General features: G+C 64.6%; 21 protein-coding genes and 1 riboswitch. Of the genes, 17 read left to right on the forward strand and 4 right to left on the reverse strand.

Going from position 1 to position 21,342, the window contains the following annotated elements; translation table 11 throughout:
• Positions 1 to 17 precede the first annotated feature (17 nt).
• From ACNJX8_RS34505 to ACNJX8_RS34535, 7 genes are all read left to right on the forward strand, one after another.
• Positions 18 to 656: a Vgb family protein gene (locus tag ACNJX8_RS34505; protein ID WP_128937801.1), complete on the forward strand. Its 639-nt coding sequence runs from the start codon at positions 18 to 20 to the stop codon at positions 654 to 656.
• A gap of 141 nt (positions 657 to 797) precedes the next feature.
• Positions 798 to 2,366, forward strand: a complete 1,569-nt coding sequence (locus ACNJX8_RS34510) for a DUF4403 family protein (RefSeq protein ID WP_439358335.1) — start codon at positions 798 to 800, stop codon at positions 2,364 to 2,366.
• A gap of 108 nt (positions 2,367 to 2,474) precedes the next feature.
• Complete coding sequence (locus ACNJX8_RS34515; protein WP_128937803.1) at positions 2,475 to 3,584, forward strand: ABC transporter ATP-binding protein; 1,110 nt, start codon at positions 2,475 to 2,477, stop codon at positions 3,582 to 3,584.
• An 84-nt stretch (positions 3,585 to 3,668) separates the two neighbouring features.
• Positions 3,669 to 4,727 (forward strand): ABC transporter substrate-binding protein, encoded by a 1,059-nt coding sequence (locus tag ACNJX8_RS34520; RefSeq protein ID WP_128936069.1) that lies wholly within the window; start codon positions 3,669 to 3,671, stop codon positions 4,725 to 4,727.
• 284 nt (positions 4,728 to 5,011) lie between these two features.
• A complete protein-coding gene (locus tag ACNJX8_RS34525) occupies positions 5,012 to 6,274 on the forward strand; it encodes an ABC transporter permease (protein ID WP_439358336.1) in 1,263 nt (420 codons plus the stop codon).
• Entirely contained in the window at positions 6,271 to 7,101 is an 831-nt protein-coding gene (locus ACNJX8_RS34530) for an ABC transporter permease (protein ID WP_439358337.1), read from the forward strand. Before ACNJX8_RS34525 ends, ACNJX8_RS34530 begins: the two co-directional genes overlap by 4 nt.
• A 228-nt stretch (positions 7,102 to 7,329) precedes the next feature.
• Positions 7,330 to 8,544: an ABC transporter substrate-binding protein gene (locus ACNJX8_RS34535; RefSeq protein WP_439358338.1), complete on the forward strand. Its 1,215-nt coding sequence runs from the start codon at positions 7,330 to 7,332 to the stop codon at positions 8,542 to 8,544.
• 128 nt (positions 8,545 to 8,672) lie between these two features.
• Here ACNJX8_RS34535 and ACNJX8_RS34540 read toward each other — a convergent pair whose 3' ends face one another.
• Positions 8,673 to 9,188 carry a PRC-barrel domain-containing protein gene (locus ACNJX8_RS34540; protein ID WP_128936072.1) on the reverse strand — a complete coding sequence of 172 codons (516 nt, stop codon included), beginning with the start codon at positions 9,186 to 9,188 and terminating at the stop codon, positions 8,673 to 8,675.
• A 225-nt stretch (positions 9,189 to 9,413) separates the two neighbouring features.
• The gene (locus ACNJX8_RS34545) at positions 9,414 to 9,986 is read right to left on the reverse strand and encodes a hypothetical protein (protein ID WP_439358339.1); all 573 of its coding nucleotides are present in this window, start codon (positions 9,984 to 9,986) and stop codon (positions 9,414 to 9,416) included.
• 180 nt (positions 9,987 to 10,166) lie between these two features.
• Here ACNJX8_RS34545 and ACNJX8_RS34550 point away from each other — a divergent pair, with 180 nt between their 5' ends.
• A complete protein-coding gene (locus ACNJX8_RS34550; protein ID WP_128937809.1) occupies positions 10,167 to 10,907 on the forward strand; it encodes a response regulator in 741 nt (246 codons plus the stop codon).
• Between the two features lie 14 nt (positions 10,908 to 10,921).
• Positions 10,922 to 12,241, forward strand: a complete 1,320-nt coding sequence (locus ACNJX8_RS34555; RefSeq protein ID WP_439358340.1) for an ATP-binding protein — start codon at positions 10,922 to 10,924, stop codon at positions 12,239 to 12,241.
• A gap of 1 nt (position 12,242) precedes the next feature.
• On the opposite strand, the gene ACNJX8_RS34560 is transcribed toward ACNJX8_RS34555, so the two are convergent.
• Positions 12,243 to 12,443 carry a hypothetical protein gene (locus ACNJX8_RS34560; protein WP_439358341.1) on the reverse strand — a complete coding sequence of 67 codons (201 nt, stop codon included), beginning with the start codon at positions 12,441 to 12,443 and terminating at the stop codon, positions 12,243 to 12,245.
• A 229-nt stretch (positions 12,444 to 12,672) separates the two neighbouring features.
• Here ACNJX8_RS34560 and ACNJX8_RS34565 point away from each other — a divergent pair, with 229 nt between their 5' ends.
• From ACNJX8_RS34565 to thiC, 6 genes are all read left to right on the forward strand, one after another.
• Positions 12,673 to 13,221 carry a transglycosylase SLT domain-containing protein gene (locus ACNJX8_RS34565; RefSeq protein WP_439358342.1) on the forward strand — a complete coding sequence of 183 codons (549 nt, stop codon included), beginning with the start codon at positions 12,673 to 12,675 and terminating at the stop codon, positions 13,219 to 13,221.
• Between the two features lie 122 nt (positions 13,222 to 13,343).
• A riboswitch (TPP riboswitch) is annotated at positions 13,344 to 13,472 on the forward strand.
• Positions 13,460 to 14,470 (forward strand): FAD-dependent oxidoreductase, encoded by a 1,011-nt coding sequence (locus tag ACNJX8_RS34570; RefSeq protein WP_439358343.1) that lies wholly within the window; start codon positions 13,460 to 13,462, stop codon positions 14,468 to 14,470. (Overlaps the previous riboswitch by 13 nt.)
• Positions 14,461 to 14,658: a sulfur carrier protein ThiS gene (gene thiS, locus ACNJX8_RS34575; protein ID WP_128937813.1), complete on the forward strand. Its 198-nt coding sequence runs from the start codon at positions 14,461 to 14,463 to the stop codon at positions 14,656 to 14,658. Before ACNJX8_RS34570 ends, thiS begins: the two co-directional genes overlap by 10 nt.
• 199 nt (positions 14,659 to 14,857) lie before the next feature.
• Positions 14,858 to 15,640: a thiazole synthase gene (locus ACNJX8_RS34580; RefSeq protein WP_439358344.1), complete on the forward strand. Its 783-nt coding sequence runs from the start codon at positions 14,858 to 14,860 to the stop codon at positions 15,638 to 15,640.
• The gene (locus ACNJX8_RS34585; protein WP_439358345.1) at positions 15,627 to 16,253 is read left to right on the forward strand and encodes a thiamine phosphate synthase; all 627 of its coding nucleotides are present in this window, start codon (positions 15,627 to 15,629) and stop codon (positions 16,251 to 16,253) included. Before ACNJX8_RS34580 ends, ACNJX8_RS34585 begins: the two co-directional genes overlap by 14 nt.
• A 170-nt stretch (positions 16,254 to 16,423) precedes the next feature.
• Positions 16,424 to 18,322 carry a phosphomethylpyrimidine synthase ThiC gene (gene thiC, locus ACNJX8_RS34590; RefSeq protein ID WP_439358346.1) on the forward strand — a complete coding sequence of 633 codons (1,899 nt, stop codon included), beginning with the start codon at positions 16,424 to 16,426 and terminating at the stop codon, positions 18,320 to 18,322.
• Positions 18,323 to 18,415: 93 nt separating this feature from the next.
• Here thiC and ACNJX8_RS34595 read toward each other — a convergent pair whose 3' ends face one another.
• Positions 18,416 to 18,901, reverse strand: coding sequence for a DUF4262 domain-containing protein (locus ACNJX8_RS34595; protein WP_439358347.1), 486 nt, complete (start codon positions 18,899 to 18,901; stop codon positions 18,416 to 18,418).
• An 83-nt stretch (positions 18,902 to 18,984) separates the two neighbouring features.
• Between ACNJX8_RS34595 and ACNJX8_RS34600 the strand changes: the two genes are divergently transcribed.
• Together ACNJX8_RS34600 and ACNJX8_RS34605 are read left to right on the forward strand one after the other, a co-directional pair.
• Positions 18,985 to 19,527, forward strand: coding sequence for a mismatch-specific DNA-glycosylase (locus tag ACNJX8_RS34600; RefSeq protein ID WP_439358348.1), 543 nt, complete (start codon positions 18,985 to 18,987; stop codon positions 19,525 to 19,527).
• Between the two features lie 579 nt (positions 19,528 to 20,106).
• Entirely contained in the window at positions 20,107 to 21,060 is a 954-nt protein-coding gene (locus ACNJX8_RS34605; protein ID WP_439358349.1) for an IS110 family transposase, read from the forward strand.
• The last annotated feature ends 282 nt before the right edge of the window (positions 21,061 to 21,342 follow it).

Genomic DNA, 21,342 nt, shown 5'->3' on the forward strand with positions numbered 1-21,342 from the left:
TCACAGGGATCGAGCACATGAAGCGTTCAGCCGCCGAGATCATCAAGGAGTATGGGCCTTTCGCGGGCGTCGAAGCCGTGCATGGCGTCACCTATGACGGCACCCATGTCTGGTTCGCATCCGGCGACAAGCTGAACGCGGTCGATCCGGCCGACGGCAAGATCGCGCGCTCCATCGATGTCGCTGCGCATGCGGGCACGGCGTTCGACGGCCGGCACCTGTTCCAGATCGCCGAGGATCGCATCCAGAAGATCGACGCCGCCACCGGCAAGGTGCTCAGCACGATCCCTTCACCCGGCGCTGGCGGCGATTCCGGATTGGCCTGGGCCGAAGGCTCGCTCTGGGTCGGGCAATATCGCGAGCGCAAGATCCATCAGGTCGATCCCGAAACAGGCAAGGTCCTCCGCACCATCGAGAGCAAGCGCTTCGTCACCGGCGTGACCTGGGTCGATGGCGAGCTCTGGCATGGCACCTGGGAGAACGAAGAGAGCGACGTGCGGCGGATCGACCCAGATACGGGCAAGGTGCTCGAGCAGCTCGACCTGCCCGCCGGGACGATGGTTTCGGGTTTGGAGTCCGATGGCGGCGATCGCTTCTTCTGCGGCGGCGGTGGTCGCGGCAATGTGAGAGCGGTCCGTCGTCCTCGGCGCAGCTAGCCTCGCGATCACGGTTTGAATGCGCGGCAACGACGGTTTCGCAGCCGTTAACCTGTTCGCCCCAATTCCACCTCACCGGTGCGCTCTAGCGCCCTCCTCGCCTGCCCTATAGACTTCTGCCCGGGGCGGCCTGGGGGATTGATGGGACTGACGCTGAACTTGAAGACTATCCTGATCGCCGTCGTGGTGCTCGCGGCGTCGTTCTTCATCAGCCTGAAGGCGATGGACTTGCTGTCGCCGCAGCCGACCAATTCGGCGCCGCCGGTCGCGCAACTGCCGCCGCTGCCGCCGGCCTCGAAGAGCTCGATCGTGATCGCGCCGGTCGCGATCGCGCTGTCGGCGATCCGCGAGCAGGCCGAAAGGGCCTCGCCGCGCAATTTCGCAGGGAAGGCCGACAACCCGATCTCGCAGATCCTGGAGAACGCCGACATCGGCTGGTCCGCAGCCCGCGGTCCGATGGCGGCGAACGGCGACAAGGACGTGCTGACGCTGTCGACGCCGCTCACCGGCAAGCTCAACGTGACGGGCTCGCTGTCCTCGAAGGCCACAGGCGCCCTTGGTGACGCACTCGGCAGCGTGCTCGGCGGTGACGCAGCGAAACGGATCGGCGCGGTCAACATCAAGAACCTGAATGCCAGCGCCGAGATCAAGGGCAACGTCGTCGTCACCTCGCGGCCGAAGCTCGCGGCGAACTGGCATCTCGAGCCCAATCTCGGCGCTCAGGTCAATCTTGGCGATACCAACCTCAACGTCTCCGGCGCCAAGGTCAACGTGCCGGCGCAGGTGAAGCCGCTGATCGACAAGAATGTCGGCGAGCAGATCAACATCGTCTCCGAGCGCATCCGCAACGATCCCTCGCTGCGGGAGAACGCCAGGGTGCAATGGGCCAAGGCCTGCCGCTCGATCCCGCTGCAAGGCTCGAGTTCATCGGCCACACTGCCGCCGCTCTGGCTCGAGATGAAGCCGGTGCGTGCGATCGCGGCGCAACCGCGGGTCGATGCGCAAGCGGTGACGCTGCTCCTCGGCCTCGAGGCCGAGACACGCGTGACCTCGGCCCCGACCAAGCCGGAGTGTCCGTTTCCCGACAAGATCTCGATCGTGCCGCCGACCGGCACCGGCGTGAACATCGGCGTGCCGATTGACGTGCCCTTCACCGAGATCAACAAGCTGATCGCGGCGCAGATGGTCGGCCATACCTATCCCGAGGACGGCTCCGGTCCGGTCGACGTCACCGTCAAGACCGTCAACGTGATACCCTCGGGTGACCGCCTGCTGATCTCGCTGCTGGTGCGCGCCAAGGAGAAGAAAAGCTGGTTCGGCCTCGGCGCCGAGGCGACCGTGCACATCTGGGGCCGGCCGATGCTCGACCAGGTGCAGCAGACGCTGCGGCTCGCCGACATCCAGCTTGCTGTGGAATCCGAGGCCGCGTTCGGCCTGTTAGGCGCAGCGGCGCGCGCCGTGGTGCCGCAGATGCAGCAGGCCCTGCTGCAGAAGGCAACGCTCGACCTGAAGCCGATCGCCGCCAATGCCCGCGAGAAGATTGCCGCCGCGATCGCCGACTACCAGAAGAGCGAGGACGGCCTCAAGGTCGAAGCCAAGATCGACAGCCTGACGCTTGCCGACATCGCCTTCGATTCCAAGACCCTGCGCGTGGTCGCCGAAGCCGGCGGCTCGCTGAACGTCTATGTGACGAAGCTGTCGGGGATGTAGCGCGCTTTCACTCACCGGCTTCGTGCGCGCCTTCGTCGCTTGCGCCGCTGGCATTCTCGCCGGAGGATGCTAATCTCGCACCACTGTAGGGGACAACGCGAGGACGACATGGAAGCCGGCATGGTCACACCTGCGCCGGCACTGGTGCGCTTTTCCGGCATTCAGAAGACCTACGATGGTGAGCACCTCGTGGTGAAGAACCTCGACCTCGAAATCAGGAAGGGCGAGTTCATCACCCTGCTCGGCCCGTCGGGCTCGGGCAAGACGACCACGCTGATGATGCTGGCTGGCTTCGAGGTTCCGACCCATGGCGAGATCTACCTCGGTGGCCGGCCGATCAAGAACGTGCCGCCACATAGGCGCGACATTGGCATGGTGTTCCAGAACTATGCCTTGTTTCCGCATCTGACGATCGCCGAGAATATCGCCTTCCCGCTATCCGTTCGCAAAATCAACAAGGCGGAAGCGCAGGAGCGCGTGAGGGCGGCGTTGCGCATGATCAAGATGGAAACCCTGGCGCACCGGCGGCCCGGGCAGCTGTCCGGCGGTCAGCAGCAGCGCGTCGCGCTGGCCCGCGCGCTGGTCTTCAACCCGCAACTCGTGCTGATGGACGAGCCCTTGGGCGCCCTGGACAAGCGCCTGCGGGAGCAGATGCAACTGGAGATCAAGCAACTGCACGAGACGATGGGCATCACCGTCGTCTACGTCACCCACGATCAGAGTGAAGCGCTCACCATGTCGGACCGCATCGCCGTGTTCAATGACGGCATCGTGCAGCAGATCGACAAACCCGACGCGCTGTATGAGCATCCGGTGAACAGCTTCGTCGCCCACTTCATCGGCGAGAACAATGTGCTGGCCGGCACCGTCGAAACGGTCGACAACGATTATTGCCGCGTCGCGCTGGCTGGTGGCGGTGCCGTGACCGCGCGGGCGGTCAACGTATCAGGCGGCGGCGCATCGACCTCCCTGTCGGTGCGGCCGGAGCGGATCGCCATTGTCCCGGATGGTACCTCCAGCGAGGGACCGAACCGCCTGCCGGCCAAGGTGCAGAACACCATCTATCTCGGCGACCACGCGCTTGCCGTGCTCGACGTCGCCGGCAACGGGGAGTTCATGGTCAAGCTTCAGCCGGGGGCATATGACAGCCTGAGACATGGCGACAGCGTGTTCATCACCTTCCGCCCCGAGGACTGCCTGGCGCTTGATCCCGTGTGATCCAATCCTGCAGCATGTCTTTGGCGCAAGCAGACCGGCATCGATCAACCTCAACGCAACGCACATGAAGAAGGAACAAGGACCATGCTGAAGCGCAACATTGGCAAGATTGCTCTGGGTTTCGCCGCGGCGTTCACCGCCAGCGCTGCGCTGGCCACGGTCGCGCAGGCGCGTGACCTCACCGTCGTGTCGTGGGGCGGGGCGTATCAGGATGCCCAGAAGAAGGTCTATTTCGAGCCGTTCAAGAAGGCGGCCGGAGTTCCGATGAACGACGAGTCCTGGGACGGCGGCGTCGGGGTGCTGCGCGCCAAGGTGCAGGGTGGCGCCGCAACCTGGGACGTCGTCCAGGTCGAGAGCGACGAACTCGCGGTCGGCTGCGAGGAGGGCCTGTTCGAGAAGATGGACTATTCCAAAATCGGCGGCGAGGCCGCCTATATCCCGCCGTCAGTCAATCCCTGCGGTGTCGGCGCCATCCTCTACGATTTCGTTCTCGGCTACGACAAGGACAAGCTGAAGCAGGCCCCGGGCGGCTGGGCCGACTTCTTCGACACCAAGAAGATTCCGGGCAAGCGCGGCCTGCGTCAGGGCCCGAAGACCACGCTGGAGATCGCTCTCATGGCTGACGGCGTCGCACCGAAGGACGTCTACAAAGTGCTAGCGACCGACGAGGGCATCGATCGCGCCTTCAAGAAGCTGGACACCATCAAGGGCGACATCGTCTGGTGGAAGGCCGGCGCCCAGCCGCCGCAATTGCTCGCTTCCGGCGAGGTGGCGATGACCTCGGTCTACAACGGCCGCATCGACACCGCGAACAAGAACGAGAAGAAGAACTTTGGCATGGTGTGGGATGGAGCGCTGTTCACCCTCGACAGTTGGGTCATCCTGAAGGGGAGCCCGAACAAGGACGCGGCCTACAAGTTCCTGGACTTCGTCGGCAAGGCGGAGAACCAGTCCAAGCTATCGGAGAACATCGCTTATGGCACCTCGAACAAGGACGCAGCCGCCCGGCTGCAGCCCGCCGTTCTGAAGGACCTGCCGACGGCACCTGATAACATCAAGAACGCGGTCGAGATCAACGTTGGCTTCTGGCTCGAGAACATCGACCGCTTGACCGAGCGCTTCAACAAATGGGCAGCAAAATAGCGTGCCGTCGAACCGGCGTGCGGCGCAGGTAGAGGGTGCGTCGCGGACAACGCGCCCGTGAGGTATCCTTCGAGACGCCCGCCTACGGCGGGCCCTCAGGATGAGGACGGAGTGTGCGGCAGCAGTGTCACAGCAGGCGCCGATGTCGATGAGCCTCATCCTCCTGAGGAGACCGCGAAGCGGTCGTCTCGAAGGACGAGGCGCTTCTCAGGCCGATCGACAAGGCCACATGCGATTGCCCGGCCTGAAGTGGCGAAGGATGTGCAGTCAAAGAGGCTCGCAGCATGACAGCAACACCCGCGATCGGCGCAGATGCCCAGACCGAGGTGCCGCTCAAGCGCCGATTGAGACGTGCAGAGCGGGCGCGCCAGGTCAGGGCATTGGCACTGGTTCTGCCGCTTCTGCTGTTTCTGCTCTTCACCTTCGCAGGCCCGATCGCCGGCATGCTGTGGCGCTCGGTCGACGATCGGGAGGTACGCCAGATCCTGCCCCAAACCGTAGCTGCTCTCGCCGACTGGGATGGCAAGGACCTGCCGGACGAAAGGGCCTTTGCTGCGCTGGCAAGCGATATCCTGGCGGCGCGCGCCTCCGGCACCATGGCCATTGCGGCCAAGCGGCTGAACTACGCACTGAACGGCTTCCGCACCATCCTGACCAGCACGGCACGCAATCTGAAGGCGGTGCCGGAGCGAGGGACGGCCAAGGAGACGCTGGGCAAGATCAATCCGGCCTGGCGCGAACGCGCCACCTGGACGACGATCAAGGACGCCAGTGGCCCATTGACCAGCTTCTACCTGCTGGCGGCGCTCGACCTCACCCGGAACATGGACGGCGCGATCGTCGCGGCCCCGCCGGATCAGGCCATTTACCGCAACGTATTCACCCGTACCTTCGTGATCAGTCTCAGCGTCACGGCACTCTGCCTGATCCTCGGCTTCCCGGTCGCCTACCTGCTGGCGACGCTGCCGCCCGGCCGGTCGAACCTGCTGATGATCTTCGTCCTGCTGCCGTTCTGGACGTCGCTTCTGGTCCGCACCTGCGCCTGGATCGTACTGTTGCAGAGCAAGGGCGTCGTGAATGACAGCCTGCACTGGCTTGGCATCATCGACGAGCCGTTGCGCCTGATCTACAACCGCTTCGGTGTCTGCGTGGCGATGACCCACGTTCTCCTGCCGTTCATGATCCTGCCGCTCTACAGCAGCATGAAGGCGATCTCGCCAGCTTACATGCGTGCCGCAGCCTCGCTCGGTGCGCCGCCGGTCACCGCCTTCCTGCGCATCTACCTGCCGCAAACGCTGCCCGGTATCGGTGCCGGAAGCCTGCTCGTCTTCATCCTGGCGCTCGGCTACTACATCACGCCGGCACTCGTCGGCGGCGCCGCCGATCAAATGATCAGCTACTTCATCGCGCTCTACACGACCGAGACGGCCAACTGGGGCCTCGCCTCGGCGTTGGGTGCGGTGCTGCTGCTCGCCACTCTACTGCTCGCCCTCCTCTACGGAAAACTGGTGCAGGGCCAGCAGGTCACGGGAGGAATGAAGAATTGAGCGATGATCCTTCCCTCCGCACGCCCAGCCAGCGTGCCGCGTGGACTGCAACCATCGTCATCTCCACGCTGGTGTTCATCTTCCTGATCGCGCCAATCCTGGCGATCATGCCGCTGTCCTTCAGCTCCGGCTCGTACTTGACCTATCCGCTGCCCGGCCTCTCCTTGCGCTGGTACGATGATTTCATCAATTCGCCGCGCTGGATGAATTCGCTGAAGAACAGCATGATCATAGGCGTCGCCTCGACCCTGCTGTCCATGGTGCTCGGCACATTGGCCGCGCTGGGGCTGGCGCAGTGGAAGAGCCGGTTCAAACCGCTCGTGCTGGCCTTCGTGCTGTCGCCGGTCGTGGTGCCCGGCGTCATCACCGCGGTCGGTCTGTATTTCTTCTTCGCCCCGATCGGACTGACCGGCAGCTATCTCGGCTTGATCCTGGCCCACACCGCGCTGGCGACGCCCTTTGTGGTGATCACGGTCGGCGCGACGCTGCAAAGCTTCGACACCAATCTGGCGCGCGCCGCCGCCTCACTCGGCGCCTCGCCGCTCTACGCGTTTCGCCGCGTGATCCTGCCGCTGATCCTGCCCGGCCTCGCGTCGGGTGCGCTGTTCGCCTTCGCGACCAGCTTCGATGAGGTGGTGATCGTGCTGTTCATGGCAGGTCCCGAGCAGCGCACCCTGCCGCGCGAGATGTTCGCCGGCATCCGCGAGAACATCAGCCCGACGATCACGGCCGCGGCGGTGATGCTGACGACGGTATCGATCATCCTGCTTGCGACCATGGAAGGCTTGCGCCGACGGAACGAACGGCTCAAGGGCAGCAGCGCCTAGGCGACGTTCGTCTTCCTTTTCCCGCGAGCGTCGCTGCCCTCTCCCGCAAGGGGAGAGGGCACAGCAATGCGCTATCGTGACGTTGCGATATTCCTCCTCCCGGGAACACCACCCGCCCTTTCTTTTTTGCATTCTGCTATGGCGCGGATCGCTTAGCTGCGCCTGCAGATAGCCGTTAAAACTCCTCCCGCAACAAAACCCAAACAACAACACACAGGGAGAAACAACATGCAAAAACTCAGTGTCGCGATCGCAGCTGGCCTAGCTCTGGCCGCAACATCCGGCGCCGCGCAGGCGCAGATTTCCGACGACATCGTCAAAATCGGCGTGCTCACGGACATGTCGAGCCTCTATGCGGATGCGACCGGCAAGGGCTCGCTCGCCGCCGTCGAGATGGCGGTCGCCGACTACGGCGGCAAGGTCGCGGGCAAGCCGGTCGCGGTCGTCGCCGCCGATCACCAGAACAAGCCCGATGTCGGTGTCAACATCGCCCGCAACTGGTACGACAACGACAAGGTCGACGCGATCTTCGACGTTCCGACCTCCTCGGTGGCGCTGCCGGTCTCGGCGCTGACGCGCGAGAAGAACAGAATCAACATCAATTCCGGCGGAGGCTCGTCCGACATCACCGGCACCGCCTGCTCGCCCAACACGGTGCACTGGACCTACGACACCTATGCGCTGTCGAACGTCGCCGGCATGGCGATGGTCAAACGCGGCGAGGACAGCTGGTTCTTCGTCACCGCCGACTACGCCTTCGGCATGGCGCTCCAGCGCGACGCCGCCAACGTGGTCAAGGAGAGCGGCGGCAAGGTGCTCGGCGAGGTTCGCCATCCGCTCAACTCGTCGGACTTCTCCTCCTTCCTGCTCCAGGCCCAGGCCTCCAAGGCTAAGGTGGTCGCGCTGGCGAATGCCGGCGGCGACACCACCAATGCGTTGAAGCAGGCTTCCGAGTTCGGCCTGACCCAGGGCGGCCAGAAGATGATCGCGCTGCTGCAGGAGATCACCGACACGCATTCGCTCGGCATCAAGGCGACGCAAGGCCTGATCGTCACCGACGCCTTCTACTGGGACATGAACGAGGAGACGCGGGCCTTTTCGAAGCGCTTCAACGAGAAGGTCGGGCATATGCCGACCATGATCCAGGCCGGCCTTTATTCGGCGACCATGCACTATCTGAAGGCGATCGACGCCATCAAGACCGACGAGGCGCCGAAGGTGATGGAAGAGATGCGCAAGACACCGATCAACGACTTCTTCGCCAGGAACGGCAAGATCCGCATCGACGGCCGCATGGTCCACGACATGTATCTGTTCGAGGTCAAGAAACCCGAGGAATCCAAGGGCGAGTGGGACCTCTACAAGCTGATCGCCACCGTTCCCGGCGACGAGGCGTTCCGTCCGCTCGACAAGGGCGGCTGCCCGATGGTGACGGGGCATTGAACTGCGCTCGTCGTCATTGCGAGCTACGCAATTTTGTCGCGAGCTCCTCGCAATGACGGAACGAAAGACACGACAGCGCGCCCAGTGAAAACCGGGCGCGCTTCGTCTAGGCAGTTACGCGAGCCGCATTACTCCGAGTACTTGAACTCGGGCATGTTCTTCAGCTCGTCCTTGCTGGCGTTGAACACGGCATGATCCGGATACCATTTCGACGCGGACGAGGTCGTCGCGGTCTTGTCGGTTCCGGTCGCTGCGCCAGTCGTCGTGGTCGAGGCCGGCCGGCCGGGCGGGCTGGTGGCTGGGGCGCTGTAGGCGATGGCCTCGTTGGTGAACTTCAGCTTCTCGTAGGGCACCGCGACCAGATGCTCGCCCATGCCGAGGAAGCCGCCGACGCCGATCACGGCGATCTTGATGTTACCGTTCTTGTCCATCAAGAGGTCGTTGATCGAGCCGATGTTCTCGTTGGCCTCGTTATAGACCTTGACGCCCGACATTTTCGACACGCGCCACTGGTCGGACGCGCTCGTCGTCGTGGCGGTAGCCGCGGTCGGCGCCTTGTCGGTGGTGGCGGTCGGCGCTTGCGCGAACGCCACGGTCGCAAGCAGTGCTGTGCCGGCGAGGCCGGCAACAATCGTCTTCATCATGTTGTCCTCTCCTTCAGAAACCTCGTGCGGAGAAAACAGCGCTGATCACGCGCGGTTCCGTGCGGGCGGCAATTTCGTCGCGCAATGCGCGAGCCGAAAATGACGGCAAGGCACGTTCCTGCGTCACCCAGGAACATGTTGCGGCGCACGGTTCCCCGCCGACGATCATGCGCCCTGGGTGAAGCATGATCGCGGCGGGGAACGCGCCGACCCAGCGTCGCCAGGTCAGCTCTTGTAGTCGATCAGCAGCGCGGAGAAGCTCGAGCCGCTCGACGCGCTGCCATTGGCACCATAGGACGACGCCGACGATTGCGATTGCTGCAGCGCCTGGAGGAATTGCTGGAGGATTTCCGCGGTCGTTGCGTCAGCCGACGTGCCGTTGGTCGAATCCGTGGTCGTCGTCGAATCCGAATTAGCATCATACGGCGGCGGGCCGGGCGGCGGTCCGCCTGCCCCACCGGGGCCACCCGCCCCGCCCGGACCATTGGCGAAGGCGGACTGAAACACGCTCTTCAGCTCCTCGGCCTGATCCGAGGTCAGCGTCCCGCTCGACACCTCGTTCGAGATGAGGTCGTCGATCTTCGACTGCATCTCGTCCTTGGAAGGACGCGTGCCGCTCGATTGGTCGCTCGACCGGCTCTGCTGGAGCGCGGTGTCGATGTCGGTGAGCGCCGTCGACAGCGCGGACTGGTCCGACGACGAGATCGTGCCGGCAGAGACTTGCGATTGCAATTCCTGCTGCAGCCGCTGCAGCGGCGACTGATAGCTGCCGGCGGAGGCCGCCGAAATCGAGGTCATGATGGCTCCGTGGATCTTGCGGGGTTTCGTGGCGAACGGCACCACGGTATGGTTAACGGCCTTAACGAGATCTTGCCGCTCCACTGCCCGGTCATGTCCCGGCATTGCGACGGGGCTGATGGAAACACTCCGAAACAAAAATCTTCGCCATTTGGCCCGAATCTTGGACAAACAAAGCGCATGGCCATTCCCAATCCCAACATCCTGGTCGTCGAGGACGACCGCGAAACCCGGACGTTGATTGCGAAGTACCTGCGCAACAACGCCTGCAACGTCACCGCCGTGAGCGACGGCCGCGAGATGTCGCGCGCCATGGCCGACCATCGCGTCGACCTGATCATTCTCGACGTCATGCTGCCGGGCGAGGACGGCCTCAGCCTGTGCCGCAAGGTGCGCGCGGAGGCGCAGACGCCGATCATCATGCTGACCGCGCGCGGCGAGGACGTCGACCGCATCGTCGGCCTCGAGATGGGCGCGGACGATTATCTGCCGAAACCGTTCAACCCGCGCGAGCTGCTCGCTCGCATCAACGCGGTGCTGCGCCGCCAGGCCGCAGCGCAGGCGGCGAGCTCGATCGAGGGCGCCTCCACGCTCGCATTCGAGGGCTGGCGTATCGACCTGCGCCTGCGCGAATTGCGCAATCCGGAAGGCGCGCGCGTCGCGGTGACCAGTGCCGAATTCGATCTGCTCAGGACGTTCTGCGAGCGGCCCGGCCGCGTGCTGTCGCGCGACAGCTTGCTCGACCTCACGCAGGGCCGCAACACCGGCTCGTTCGAACGCTCCATCGACGTGCTGGTCAGCCGCATCCGCCGCAAGATCGAGCCCAATCCGGCCGATCCCACCATCATCAAGACGGTGCGCTCCGGCGGCTATCTGTTCACACCGAGGACGGAAGCGGTGACCGCGCCCCTGAGCAGCTGAAGGGCGCGCCGACGATGAAGCCGTTCGGATTCTTCCACCTCAAGGGGATCGGCGGGCAGATCGCCGCGCTGGTGCTGGCTTCGACCGTCGCGCTGCATCTCGTCGTCACCACCGCCTTCCTGATCAGCCGGCCGGACCGCCCGGACGCCCCGCCGGACGGCGCCCATCAATTGACCGATGCTGCGCTGCTGCTCGGCGCGGCCGATGCCAGCGAGCGACCGCGCCTCGTCGCCGACCTTGCACGCGCCTTCCCCAGGCTCGGCATCGAGATGCTCGCCTCCGGGTCGGTGATCGAGTCAGGCGACGGCGCCCACCTGTTCGGGATGCGCCGTCATCTCAGGCGCGGCTACAAGGTGATGCAGCTCGCCGCCGAGGGTCGCGCACACCGCGTCGGCGTCGAATTGCCCGACGGCACCGTGATCGCCGGCCGCGTCGACGGCGGCCCGCGGCCGTGGTTCTGGGGCGCACCATGGCTGGTGACGCTGATGACCGCCTTCATCTGTATCACCGTGCTCGGCCTGTGGGCGGCGCGTGCGCTGGCCGCGCCGCTGTCGTCCTTCGCCAAGGCCGCGGAGAATTTCAGCCTGGACGGCACCGCCGAGCCGCTGCCCGAGCGCGGCCCGGAGGAGATCCGTTCGGTCGCGCGCGCGCTCAACCGCATGCACGAGCGGATCGCGCGGCTGATGTCGGATCGCACGCGGATGCTGGCCGCGATCAGCCACGATCTGCGCACGCCGATCACACGCCTGAGGCTGCGCGCCGAGTTCATCGAGGACGAAGGCAACCGCAAGCGCATGCTGCTCGACCTCGACCAGATGCGCTCGATGCTGGAATCCGTGCTGTCGCTGCTGCGCAACGACCGCAAGATCGAGGCGGTGACGCTGGTCGACATCGCCAGCACGCTGCAGCTCGTCGCCGACCAGTTCGGTGACATGGGCCACGTCGTGCATTATGACGGGCCGGCGTCCGCGACCGCCGCCGCGCGGCCCGACGATCTGCATCGCGGCGTCACCAACCTCGTCGAGAACGCGGTGCGCTTCGGCGCCGAGGTGACGATCCGCCTCGGCGTCTCGGGCACGACACTGATCATCGACGTCGAGGACGATGGCCCCGGCATCTCGGATGCGCGCAAGCAGGAGATGCTGGAGCCGTTCGTGCGCGGCAACGATGCGCGCACCATGGACGAGTCCACCGGCTTCGGGCTCGGCCTGTCGATCGCGCGCGCGATTGCGCTCGCCCATGGTGGCGAGCTGTCGCTGCACGACCGCGAGCCGCATGGCTTGATCGTGCGGATGCAATTGCCGATCTGGCAGGAGCCGCGGCTGGCGGCTTAGCTCAAGCCGCGAGCGGCGGGTGCACCACGGCCTCACGCTCGAAGATCGCCACCGCCTCGAAGCGGTAGCCGCAGGCGTGGCAGGTCCAGAGATAGGAAACGCGGCCTTCGCCCGGCTCGATCCAGTCCGGGAACGGAATTGGCGTGCCGCACTGTGCACAGGGGTTCTGTGTGGGAATGTCGTCGATGTCTGCCGGGGTCATGGACGTCCTCCCGCATGCTGTTTTGACGAGCGATTTTTGGGCGGAGACACGAATGGACAGACCAGCTGTCGCGTAAGGCGCCCCGCCAACTCCGAACTTAACCTAGGTTTGAGTCGTAAAAGCGACGGCCCGACGAAAATCGCCGGAGGCGGCGTTTCGCCACATCATCGCCGTGTTCCCACGGCCTAACCCGCACGGGTGCAGGTCCGTTCTGCCAAGGAATATTTCGATGAAGATTTTACGCGTTGCCGCGCTGCTCGCGGCCGGATTGACATTGCCGCAGGCCGCATTCGCCGGCGAAGCCGAATATGCCGAGATGGTCGCGGCCCATGCCCGCGCCAACGGCGTGCCGGAGGCGCTGGTGCACCGCGTGATCATGCGCGAGAGCCGCTATCAGCCCGGCCTCGTCGGCCGCGGCGGCACCATCGGACTGATGCAGATCAAGCTCGCGACCGCCCGCGGGGTCGGCTACACCGGCGATGCCGCCGGCCTGCGCGATCCCAACACCAATCTCACTTATGCGATCAAATATCTCGCCGGCGCCTATCGCGCCGCCAATGGCGACCACGCCCGAGCCGTGCGTTATTTCGCGGGCGGCTATTACTACGTTGCAAAGCGGCAGCGCCAGGAGGCCGTGCAGGTCGCCACTATGGGCGAGACCAATATGGGCGCGACCTGGCTCGAGCCGAACGGCAACCCGCAGCCGATGTTTGGCACCGCCCCGCACAGGAAGCTCGCCCAGCGCGTCCGCAACGCCCGGGCGCAGGCCTTGAAGTAACTCCGCGTGTCCCGGACGCGCTGCAGCGTGCCAAGAGCGCGTTCACGCGCGTCTTCGAAGCGCCACGAACGGCCCGGTTCCCGCCTGACGCGTTGACACCAGCTCCCACTGGCATACATTAGAGCCGTTCCGAGGGGTGCTCCGAGGAGGAGCTGAGATACCGCTAAATGGGCAATACCGCCCAGGACCGCGGTGACCCTTTGAACCTGATCCGGGTCATGCCGGCGAAGGGACAGGGATGTACCAGACCACCAAGCGACCGGACTCACCGGTATCCATCATCGGCGCAGGCATCGCAGGGGCTTGGCAGGCCTTGCTGTTCGCGCAGGCCGGCCATGCCGTGACGTTACACGAGCGTGGTGACGCCGCCATGACCGACGCCACCAGCCATTGGGCCGGCGGCATGCTCGCGCCCTATTGCGAGGCGGAGGTCGCCGAACCCATCATCAGCCGCCTCGGCCTGCGCTCTCTCGACATCTGGCGCCGCGAATTGCCGGAAACGCCGTTCAACGGCTCGCTCGTCGTCGCCCATCCCCGCGAGCGCAACGATTTCGAGCGCTTCGCCCGGATGACCGAGGGCCACGAGCGGCTCGATGCCGCCGGCCTCGCCGCGCTGGAGCCGTCGCTGGAGGGCCGCTTCCGCGAGGCCCTGTTCTTCCCGAGCGAGGGTCATGTCGAGCCGCGCCGCGTGCTGCCCAAGCTGCATGAGCGCATCCGCGCCGCCGGCGGCACCATCAAATTCTCCAGCGACGTTTCAGCCAAAGACCTCGACGGCATCGTGATCGACTGCCGTGGCCTTTCCGCGCGCGACGAGCAGACTGACTTGCGCGGCGTCAAGGGCGAGATGATCCTGATCGAGACCGACGAGGTGCAGCTTGCGCGTCCGGTGCGGCTGATCCATCCGCGCTGGCCGCTCTACGTGATCCCGCGCGAGGACAATCTGTTCATGTTGGGCGCGACCTCGATCGAGGCCGAGGACACCGGCGTCAGCGTGCGCTCGGCGCTGGAGCTGCTCGGGGCAGCCTACGCGGTGCATCCGGCCTTCGGCGAAGCCCGCATCGTCGAATTCGGCTCCGGCCTGCGTCCCGCTTTTCCCGACAATTTGCCACGCATCGGCATTCGCGACGGCAAGATCGGCGTCAACGGGCTCTACCGTCACGGCTTCCTGCTCGCGCCGGCGCTCGCCGAGCTGACGCTTGCCTACGTCCAGCGCGGCCAGATCGACAACGAGGTGATGCAGTGCGGGTGATCGTCAATGGCGAGCAGCGCGAGGTGAGCTCAGCCAGCGTCGACGCGCTGCTCACCGAGCTCGACTACGAGGGCACCCATTTCGCCATCGCGCTCAATTACGACGTCGTGCCGAAAAGCCGCTGGGCTGAGACAGCGCTGAAAGCCGGCGACGAGATCGAGATCATCACGCCGCGGCAGGGAGGGTGAGGTGATGGTGAATGCGGTCGCCGCCTTCCTTCGCCTCTCACCGCTTGCGGGGAGAGGCCGGAATTTGCAAAGCAAATTCCGGGTGAGGGGGACTCTCCGCGAGTCCAGCTCTCACCGTCCCCGCGGAGGCTCCCCCTCACCCCGACCCTCTCCCCGCAAGCGGGGCGAGGGAGCGCACTGCATTTGAGGAGACGCCTTCATGGTGACCTTCTACGGCAAGACCTTCGCTTCGCGCCTCCTGATCGGCAGTGCGCTCTATCCCTCGCCTGCGATCATGCAGGCGGCGATCCGCGCCTCCGGCTCCAACATCGTCACGGTGTCGCTGCGGCGCGAATCCGCCGGCGGCAAGACCGGGGACGCGTTCTGGAAGCTGATCCGCGAGCTCGACGTCACCGTGCTGCCGAACACCGCGGGCTGCCGCAGCGTGCGCGAGGCGGTGACGACCGCAAAACTCGCGCGCGAATTGTTCGGCACGAGCTGGATCAAGCTGGAAGTCATCGCCGACAACGACACGCTGCAGCCCGACGTCGTCGGCTTGGTCGAGGCCGCCAGCATCCTGATCAAGGACGGCTTTGAGGTCTTCCCCTATTGCACCGAGGATCTCTCGGTGGCCAACCGCCTGATCGATGCCGGCTGCAAGGTGGTGATGCCGTGGGCGGCGCCAATCGGCAGCGCCAAGGGGATCATCAATCGCGATGCGCTCAAGCTGCTGCGCGAGCGACTGCCCGACATCACGCTGGTGGTCGACGCCGGCTTAGGGGCGCCGAGCCACGCCGCGCACGCGCTCGAGCTCGGCTACGACGCCGTGCTGCTCAACACCGCCATCGCCAAAGCCGCCGATCCCGTCGCCATGGCCAACGCCTTCCGCCTCGGTGTCGAGGCCGGCCGCACCGCCTACGAAGCCGGACTGATGAACGCCCGCGACTTCGCCTCCCCTTCCACCCCTGTCGTTGGGACCCCGTTCTGGCATGCCGTATCCTGATCGCCACGCGTATCCTGATCGTTTCTATCCCGTCGTCGACAGCCTTAAATGGGTCGAGCGCCTGACGAAACTCGGCGTCGGCACCATTCAGCTGCGCGCCAAAGAGCTGAACGACGCCGACGCGCTGCAGATCGTCACGGATGCGCTGGCGATCACCAAGGACACGCAGGCCAAGCTGGTCGTGAACGACTATTGGCGTGCGGCGGTCGTCGCCGGCGCAAAATATCTGCATCTCGGCCAGGAGGATCTCGCCGCCGCCGACCTCAAGGCGATCCGCGAGGCCGGGCTGTCGCTCGGCATCTCCACCCATGACGACGACGAGCTTGCGACGGCGCTCAAAGCCAAGCCCGATTACGTCGCGCTCGGCCCGATCTTCTTCACCACGCTGAAATCGATGCGCTTCGAGCCGCAGGGCATTCCAAAAATCACGGAATGGAAGCAGCGCATCGGCAACATTCCGCTGGTCGCGATCGGCGGCATCAAGTTCGAGCACGGCGCGGAGATCTTTGCGGCGGGCGCGGATTCCATCGCCGTCGTGTCCGACGTCACCCAAAACGCCGACCCCGATGCCCGCGTGCGGCAGTGGCTCGGCCTAACGGTGGAGGCTGCGTGATGCATGTCCCGCTCTCTCCACCCGTCATTGCGAGGAGCCCTTGCGACGAAGCAATCCAGACTGCTTCCGCGGAAACATTTCTGGATTGCTTCGCTGCGCTCGCAATGACGGAGAACTTCGTCGCCAGCGTCGCCCAGACGCACGCACAACAGAATTAAACGGAGGCCCCCATGAACATCCGCTCCAACCCCGAAAAGACCATCCCAGCCGTCACCACCGGCCCGCTTCCCTCCTCGCGAAAGATCTTCGCATCGCCCGATGCCGCGCCCGACCTGCGCGTGCCCTTGCGCGAGATCATCCTCTCCGAGGGCGCGGGCGAGCCGAACCTGCCGGTCTATGACACCTCGGGCCCCTACACCGACCCGAGCGTCACCATCGACGTCAACGCTGGCCTTGCTCGCAATCGCAAGCAATGGGTGCTGGAGCGCGGCGGCGTCGAGGAATATGAGGGCCGGCAGATCAAGCCGGAGGACAATGGCAGCGTCTCCACCGACAAGGCCGCGCGCGCCTTCTCGGCCTATCACAAGCCCTTACGCGGCCTCGACGGCCACAAGGTGACGCAGCTCGAATTCGCCCGCGCCGGCATCATCACCAAGGAGATGGTCTACGTCGCCGCGCGCGAAAATCTCGGTCGAAAGGCACAGCTCGAGCGTGCCGAAGCCGCCCTCGCCGACGGCGAAAGCTTTGGCGCCTCCGTGCCCGCCTTCATCACGCCGGAATTCGTGCGCGACGAGATCGCGCGCGGCCGCGCCATCATCCCCTCCAACATCAACCACAGCGAACTCGAGCCGATGATCATCGGCCGCAACTTCCTGACCAAGATCAACGCCAATATCGGCAACTCGGCGGTGACCTCGTCGGTCGAGGAAGAGGTCGAGAAGATGGTGTGGGCGATCCGCTGGGGCGCCGACACCGTGATGGACCTCTCCACGGGGCGCAACATCCACACCACCCGCGAATGGATCTTGCGCAACTCGCCGGTGCCGATCGGCACCGTGCCGATCTACCAGGCGCTGGAGAAGTGCAACGGCGATCCGGTGGCGCTGACCTGGGAGCTCTACAAGGACACCTTGATCGAGCAGTGCGAGCAGGGCGTCGACTACTTCACCATCCACGCCGGCGTGCGCCTGCAATACATCCACCTCACCGCCAACCGCGTCACCGGCATCGTCAGCCGCGGCGGCTCGATCATGGCGAAGTGGTGCCTGGCGCATCACAAGGAAAGCTTCCTCTATACGCATTTCGACGAGATCTGCGACCTCATGCGCAAGTATGACGTCTCGTTCTCGCTCGGCGACGGCCTGCGTCCGGGCTCGATCGCCGACGCCAACGACCGCGCGCAGTTCGCCGAGTTGGAGACCCTCGGCGAATTGACCAAGATTGCTTGGGACAAGGGCTGCCAGGTCATGATCGAAGGCCCCGGCCACGTGCCGATGCACAAGATCAAGATCAACATGGACAAGCAGCTCAAGGAGTGCGGCGAAGCGCCGTTCTACACGCTTGGACCGCTGACCACCGACATCGCGCCGGGCTACGACCACATCACCTCGGGCATTGGCGCCGCCATGATCGGCTGGTTCGGCTGCGCCATGCTCTGCTACGTCACGCCGAAGGAGCATCTCGGCCTGCCCGATCGCAACGACGTCAAGACCGGCGTCATCACATACAAGATCGCCGCCCACGCCGCCGACCTCGCCAAGGGCCACCCCGCCGCGCAACTGCGCGACGACGCCCTCTCCCGTGCGCGGTTCGAATTCCGCTGGACCGACCAGTTCAACCTCGGCCTCGATCCGGATACCGCCAAGAACTTCCACGACGAGACCCTGCCGAAGGAAGCCCACAAGGTCGCCCATTTCTGCTCGATGTGCGGCCCAAAATTCTGCTCGATGAAGATCACCCAGGACGTGCGGGACTATGCGGCGACGCTGAACGATCCGAACAGCGTGGGCATGTCGATGCAGGGCACCGTCGAGGACGGCATGGCGAAGATGAGCGCGAAGTTCAAGGAGATGGGGAGCAGCGTCTATCTGGATGCGGAGAAGGTGAAGGAGAGCAATCGGGTGTTGTGAGAGAGTTCTCCTCGTCATGCCCGGGCTTGACCCGGGCATCCATCCGAAAAGAGAGGCCGGGCAGACAGCCCGGCTTTTCTTCGAAACATCGCTTTAAGAAATCATCTTCTTCAACAACGGCTGATCCTCTTTGAAGGCGGGCGAGCATTCCGCTTCCCAAGGGAACCGCCGATTGACGTCCTGCCAGATGATCTGCAGACAGGGGAACGCAAGCCGCGATTTCCAGTAGAACCAGATTGCCGTGCCAAGATACTCGGGATAGGCCCCGAACGGCACCTGCCAGAAGCCGAGCTTGTAGCCGTTCGCCAACAAATCGTCGGAGATATCGCCGTCGACGAATTTATGGCCGGATGCCACGCGGTCGCGGATAAGGTTGATGATGGCCTGCGCGTTTTCGGAGTTCTGGCCGAAGATGACGAGCTCGGGGTGGCCATAGTTCAAAAACAGGCCGATTGAAAATGCAAACGGCGGATTGGCTCCGGGGATGCCGACAATATGGCAGCCGTGGTTGCGGACGTTACGCAAAATGACCTTGTCGGCGTCGTGCTCGGGCTCGGGCCACTCGAACTGATCTTGCATTTTCACCCCAGATGAAACAAGCGTAGCCCGGATGAGCGTAGCGACATCCGGGGTCTTTGTCGCCCCGCATATCGCTGACGTTCATGCGGCCTACAATTCCGCGGATAAATGATTTGTCCGATAGCAAGCTCCACCGCCTCCCCGACCAGCTCCGCCCCAACCTCCGCCTCGTCTTCGTCGGCACCGCTGCCTCTACGCGCTCGGCCGAGCTCGGATACTACTACGCCCATCCCGGCAACCGCTTCTGGCGCGCGATCCACGAGGCCGGCATCACGCCGCGATGCTATCAGCCGGGCGAGTTTGCATCGCTGATCGCGCTCGGGATCGGCTTCACCGATCTCTCCAAGTCGGGCGCCGGCATGGATCACCAGATCGCGACGGAGACGATCGACCTGCCCGGCTTCAGGGCGAAGATCGAAAAATATCGGCCGCGGACGATTGCGTTCACGAGCAAGAAGGCGGCGAGCTTGTTTTATGGCCGGCCGTCGCGCGTGATTGCGCTGGGACGGCAGAAGCGGGATGAATGTCCGGCCGAGGTGTTCGTGCTGCCGTCACCATCGGGAGCAGCGTCCGGGCATTGGACGCTGGAGCCGTGGCGCGAGCTGGCGGCGTGGATCAAGTCGTAGGGTGAGCAAAGGCGCTCTTGCGCCGTACCCACCATCTCTCCACGCAATCCGGTAGAACGTAGGGCTATCGCATATGCATTTCGCGGGGACCACCCGCGAGTTTGCTCCGCCTCTCCCGCTTGCGGGAGAGGCCGACGCGTCCCGGGCGATGCGAAGCATCGTCCCGAGCGCGGCGGGTGAAGGCTCTCACCGCACTGGGATCGCCTCCGCAATTCTCGACAATCCCGACGCGGAGGCACCCCCACCCCAGCCCTCCCCCGCAAGCGGGAGAGGGAGCCCACTGCCGATGCCGAAGCATTATTCACGCCATATGCGATAGCCCTACGGTAGAGCGGTGGGCACGGCGCGCGAGGAACGCGCCTTTGCCCACCCTTGTAATAGCGCAATCAGATATTGTCGGCGTGTTCCGTGAGGAATGGCCTGCCGCGGCTGCAACCCGCGGCAGGCCGCTGGCGATCGGATCGCGCCCACCCTGAGCAGTTTGTGGCTGCCCCGTAGCAGGATCGCGCCAGCACCTTCATCGGACCCGGATGGTTGCCGGAACAATCAGGTTCGCTTCACAAGGCAGGGTCGACGAAGATGGCACAGACTAGCACGACGACAGCGGGAATCGATACGTCCAAGGCGAAGCTCGACATTGTAGTTCATGGTCGAGACGAGGGTTGGGAGGTCGCCAACGACCTTCCCGGTTGGCGGAAGCTGGTGCAACTGCTGACCAAAGCTGGCGTCAAGCGAGTCGGGATCGAAGCGACCGGCGGTTACGAGCGTGGGGTAGTGGAGCATTTGCGTGCGGCCGGCGTCATCGTGCTGGTGCTGCAGCCGATCCAGGTCAAGGCGTTCGGCCGCTCCCGATTGCGTCGCGCCAAGAACGATACGCTGGATGCCGCGCTGATTGCGGCCTGCGCGGCATCGCTCGAAGAGGTGAGGAGTGCGCCGGATCCGCGCTTGGCGGAGCTCGCCGAGCAGCTCACCTTCCTCGAGCAGATCGAGGACGACATCAAGCGCTTCAAGACCCGGCTCGAGCATCTCGATAAGCCTGGGCTACGCCGCATCGTGCTGGATGACATTGCCCGGTTGAAGGCAAGGCGGCTCTCCCAAATCCGTCACATCGCCAAGCAACTACGCGCTCACCACGATCTCGCTGTCCGCCTTGCCCTCGTGATGAGCATTCCCGGGATCGGTGAGCGCACGGCACTGGCCCTCCTGGTCCGCATGCCTGAACTCGGCCGTGTCAGCCGGGAGGAAGTCGCAGCCCTTGCCGGGCTGGCTCCCTTCGACAACGATAGCGGGCAGTACAAGGGCCAACGCCGTATCGCCGGCGGCCGCGCTCGCCTGCGTCGCTCTCTGTTTGCGGCAGCCCTGCCTGCGGCCTTCCGCTGGAATAAGGCCGTCATGGCCCTCTATGCCCGCCTGACTGCGGCCGGAAAGGCTCACAATGCCGCTCTCATCGCATGCGCGCGCAAGCTGCTCATCTATGCCAACACCGTCGTGCAACGCGGAACGCCGTGGACTGAAAAACTCCTCGGCGTTTAATGGTTGCTACGAGACCGTTTGCGAGGCGGGCAGCTCACCCCGCACGCCCAATCGTCCTCCTGGCGAAAGCCAGGACCCATTACCCCAGGGAAAAGTTTGGCGAAGACTCGTGGTCCGGTACTGCGATCGTGCGCAATCGATAGATTCCGCGGTATGGGTCCTGGCCTTCGCCAGGACGACGACGCCGGTGGATTGGCTGGCAACTCGTAGCCCGGATGAGCGAAGCGATATCCGGGGTCGGCGGTTGACCCGCATGTCGCTTCGCTCATGCGGGCTACAGGT

It is taken from the genome of Bradyrhizobium sp. SPXBL-04 (assembly GCF_051853035.1).
Classification (GTDB): domain Bacteria; phylum Pseudomonadota; class Alphaproteobacteria; order Rhizobiales; family Xanthobacteraceae; genus Bradyrhizobium; species Bradyrhizobium zhanjiangense.

What these genes read in the sequence shown, in the direction of transcription:
- ACNJX8_RS34540 (WP_128936072.1), bottom strand. Translation starts at nt 9,188, where the DNA reads ATGATGAAGACGATTGTTGCCGGCCTCGCCGGCACAGCACTGCTTGCG.
- ACNJX8_RS34555 (WP_439358340.1), top strand. Translation starts at nt 10,922, where the DNA reads ATGAAGCCGTTCGGATTCTTCCACCTCAAGGGGATCGGCGGGCAGATC.
- ACNJX8_RS34585 (WP_439358345.1), top strand. Translation starts at nt 15,627, where the DNA reads ATGCCGTATCCTGATCGCCACGCGTATCCTGATCGTTTCTATCCCGTC.
- ACNJX8_RS34545 (WP_439358339.1), bottom strand. Translation starts at nt 9,986, where the DNA reads ATGACCTCGATTTCGGCGGCCTCCGCCGGCAGCTATCAGTCGCCGCTG.
- ACNJX8_RS34595 (WP_439358347.1), bottom strand. Translation starts at nt 18,901, where the DNA reads ATGCAAGATCAGTTCGAGTGGCCCGAGCCCGAGCACGACGCCGACAAG.
- ACNJX8_RS34550 (WP_128937809.1), top strand. Translation starts at nt 10,167, where the DNA reads ATGGCCATTCCCAATCCCAACATCCTGGTCGTCGAGGACGACCGCGAA.
- ACNJX8_RS34560 (WP_439358341.1), bottom strand. Translation starts at nt 12,443, where the DNA reads ATGACCCCGGCAGACATCGACGACATTCCCACACAGAACCCCTGTGCA.
- thiC (WP_439358346.1), top strand. Translation starts at nt 16,424, where the DNA reads ATGAACATCCGCTCCAACCCCGAAAAGACCATCCCAGCCGTCACCACC.
- ACNJX8_RS34600 (WP_439358348.1), top strand. Translation starts at nt 18,985, where the DNA reads ATGCGGCCTACAATTCCGCGGATAAATGATTTGTCCGATAGCAAGCTC.
- ACNJX8_RS34565 (WP_439358342.1), top strand. Translation starts at nt 12,673, where the DNA reads ATGAAGATTTTACGCGTTGCCGCGCTGCTCGCGGCCGGATTGACATTG.
- ACNJX8_RS34535 (WP_439358338.1), top strand. Translation starts at nt 7,330, where the DNA reads ATGCAAAAACTCAGTGTCGCGATCGCAGCTGGCCTAGCTCTGGCCGCA.
- ACNJX8_RS34520 (WP_128936069.1), top strand. Translation starts at nt 3,669, where the DNA reads ATGCTGAAGCGCAACATTGGCAAGATTGCTCTGGGTTTCGCCGCGGCG.
- ACNJX8_RS34605 (WP_439358349.1), top strand. Translation starts at nt 20,107, where the DNA reads ATGGCACAGACTAGCACGACGACAGCGGGAATCGATACGTCCAAGGCG.
- ACNJX8_RS34580 (WP_439358344.1), top strand. Translation starts at nt 14,858, where the DNA reads ATGGTGACCTTCTACGGCAAGACCTTCGCTTCGCGCCTCCTGATCGGC.
- ACNJX8_RS34510 (WP_439358335.1), top strand. Translation starts at nt 798, where the DNA reads ATGGGACTGACGCTGAACTTGAAGACTATCCTGATCGCCGTCGTGGTG.
- ACNJX8_RS34505 (WP_128937801.1), top strand. Translation starts at nt 18, where the DNA reads ATGAAGCGTTCAGCCGCCGAGATCATCAAGGAGTATGGGCCTTTCGCG.
- ACNJX8_RS34525 (WP_439358336.1), top strand. Translation starts at nt 5,012, where the DNA reads ATGACAGCAACACCCGCGATCGGCGCAGATGCCCAGACCGAGGTGCCG.
- ACNJX8_RS34515 (WP_128937803.1), top strand. Translation starts at nt 2,475, where the DNA reads ATGGAAGCCGGCATGGTCACACCTGCGCCGGCACTGGTGCGCTTTTCC.
- ACNJX8_RS34570 (WP_439358343.1), top strand. Translation starts at nt 13,460, where the DNA reads ATGTACCAGACCACCAAGCGACCGGACTCACCGGTATCCATCATCGGC.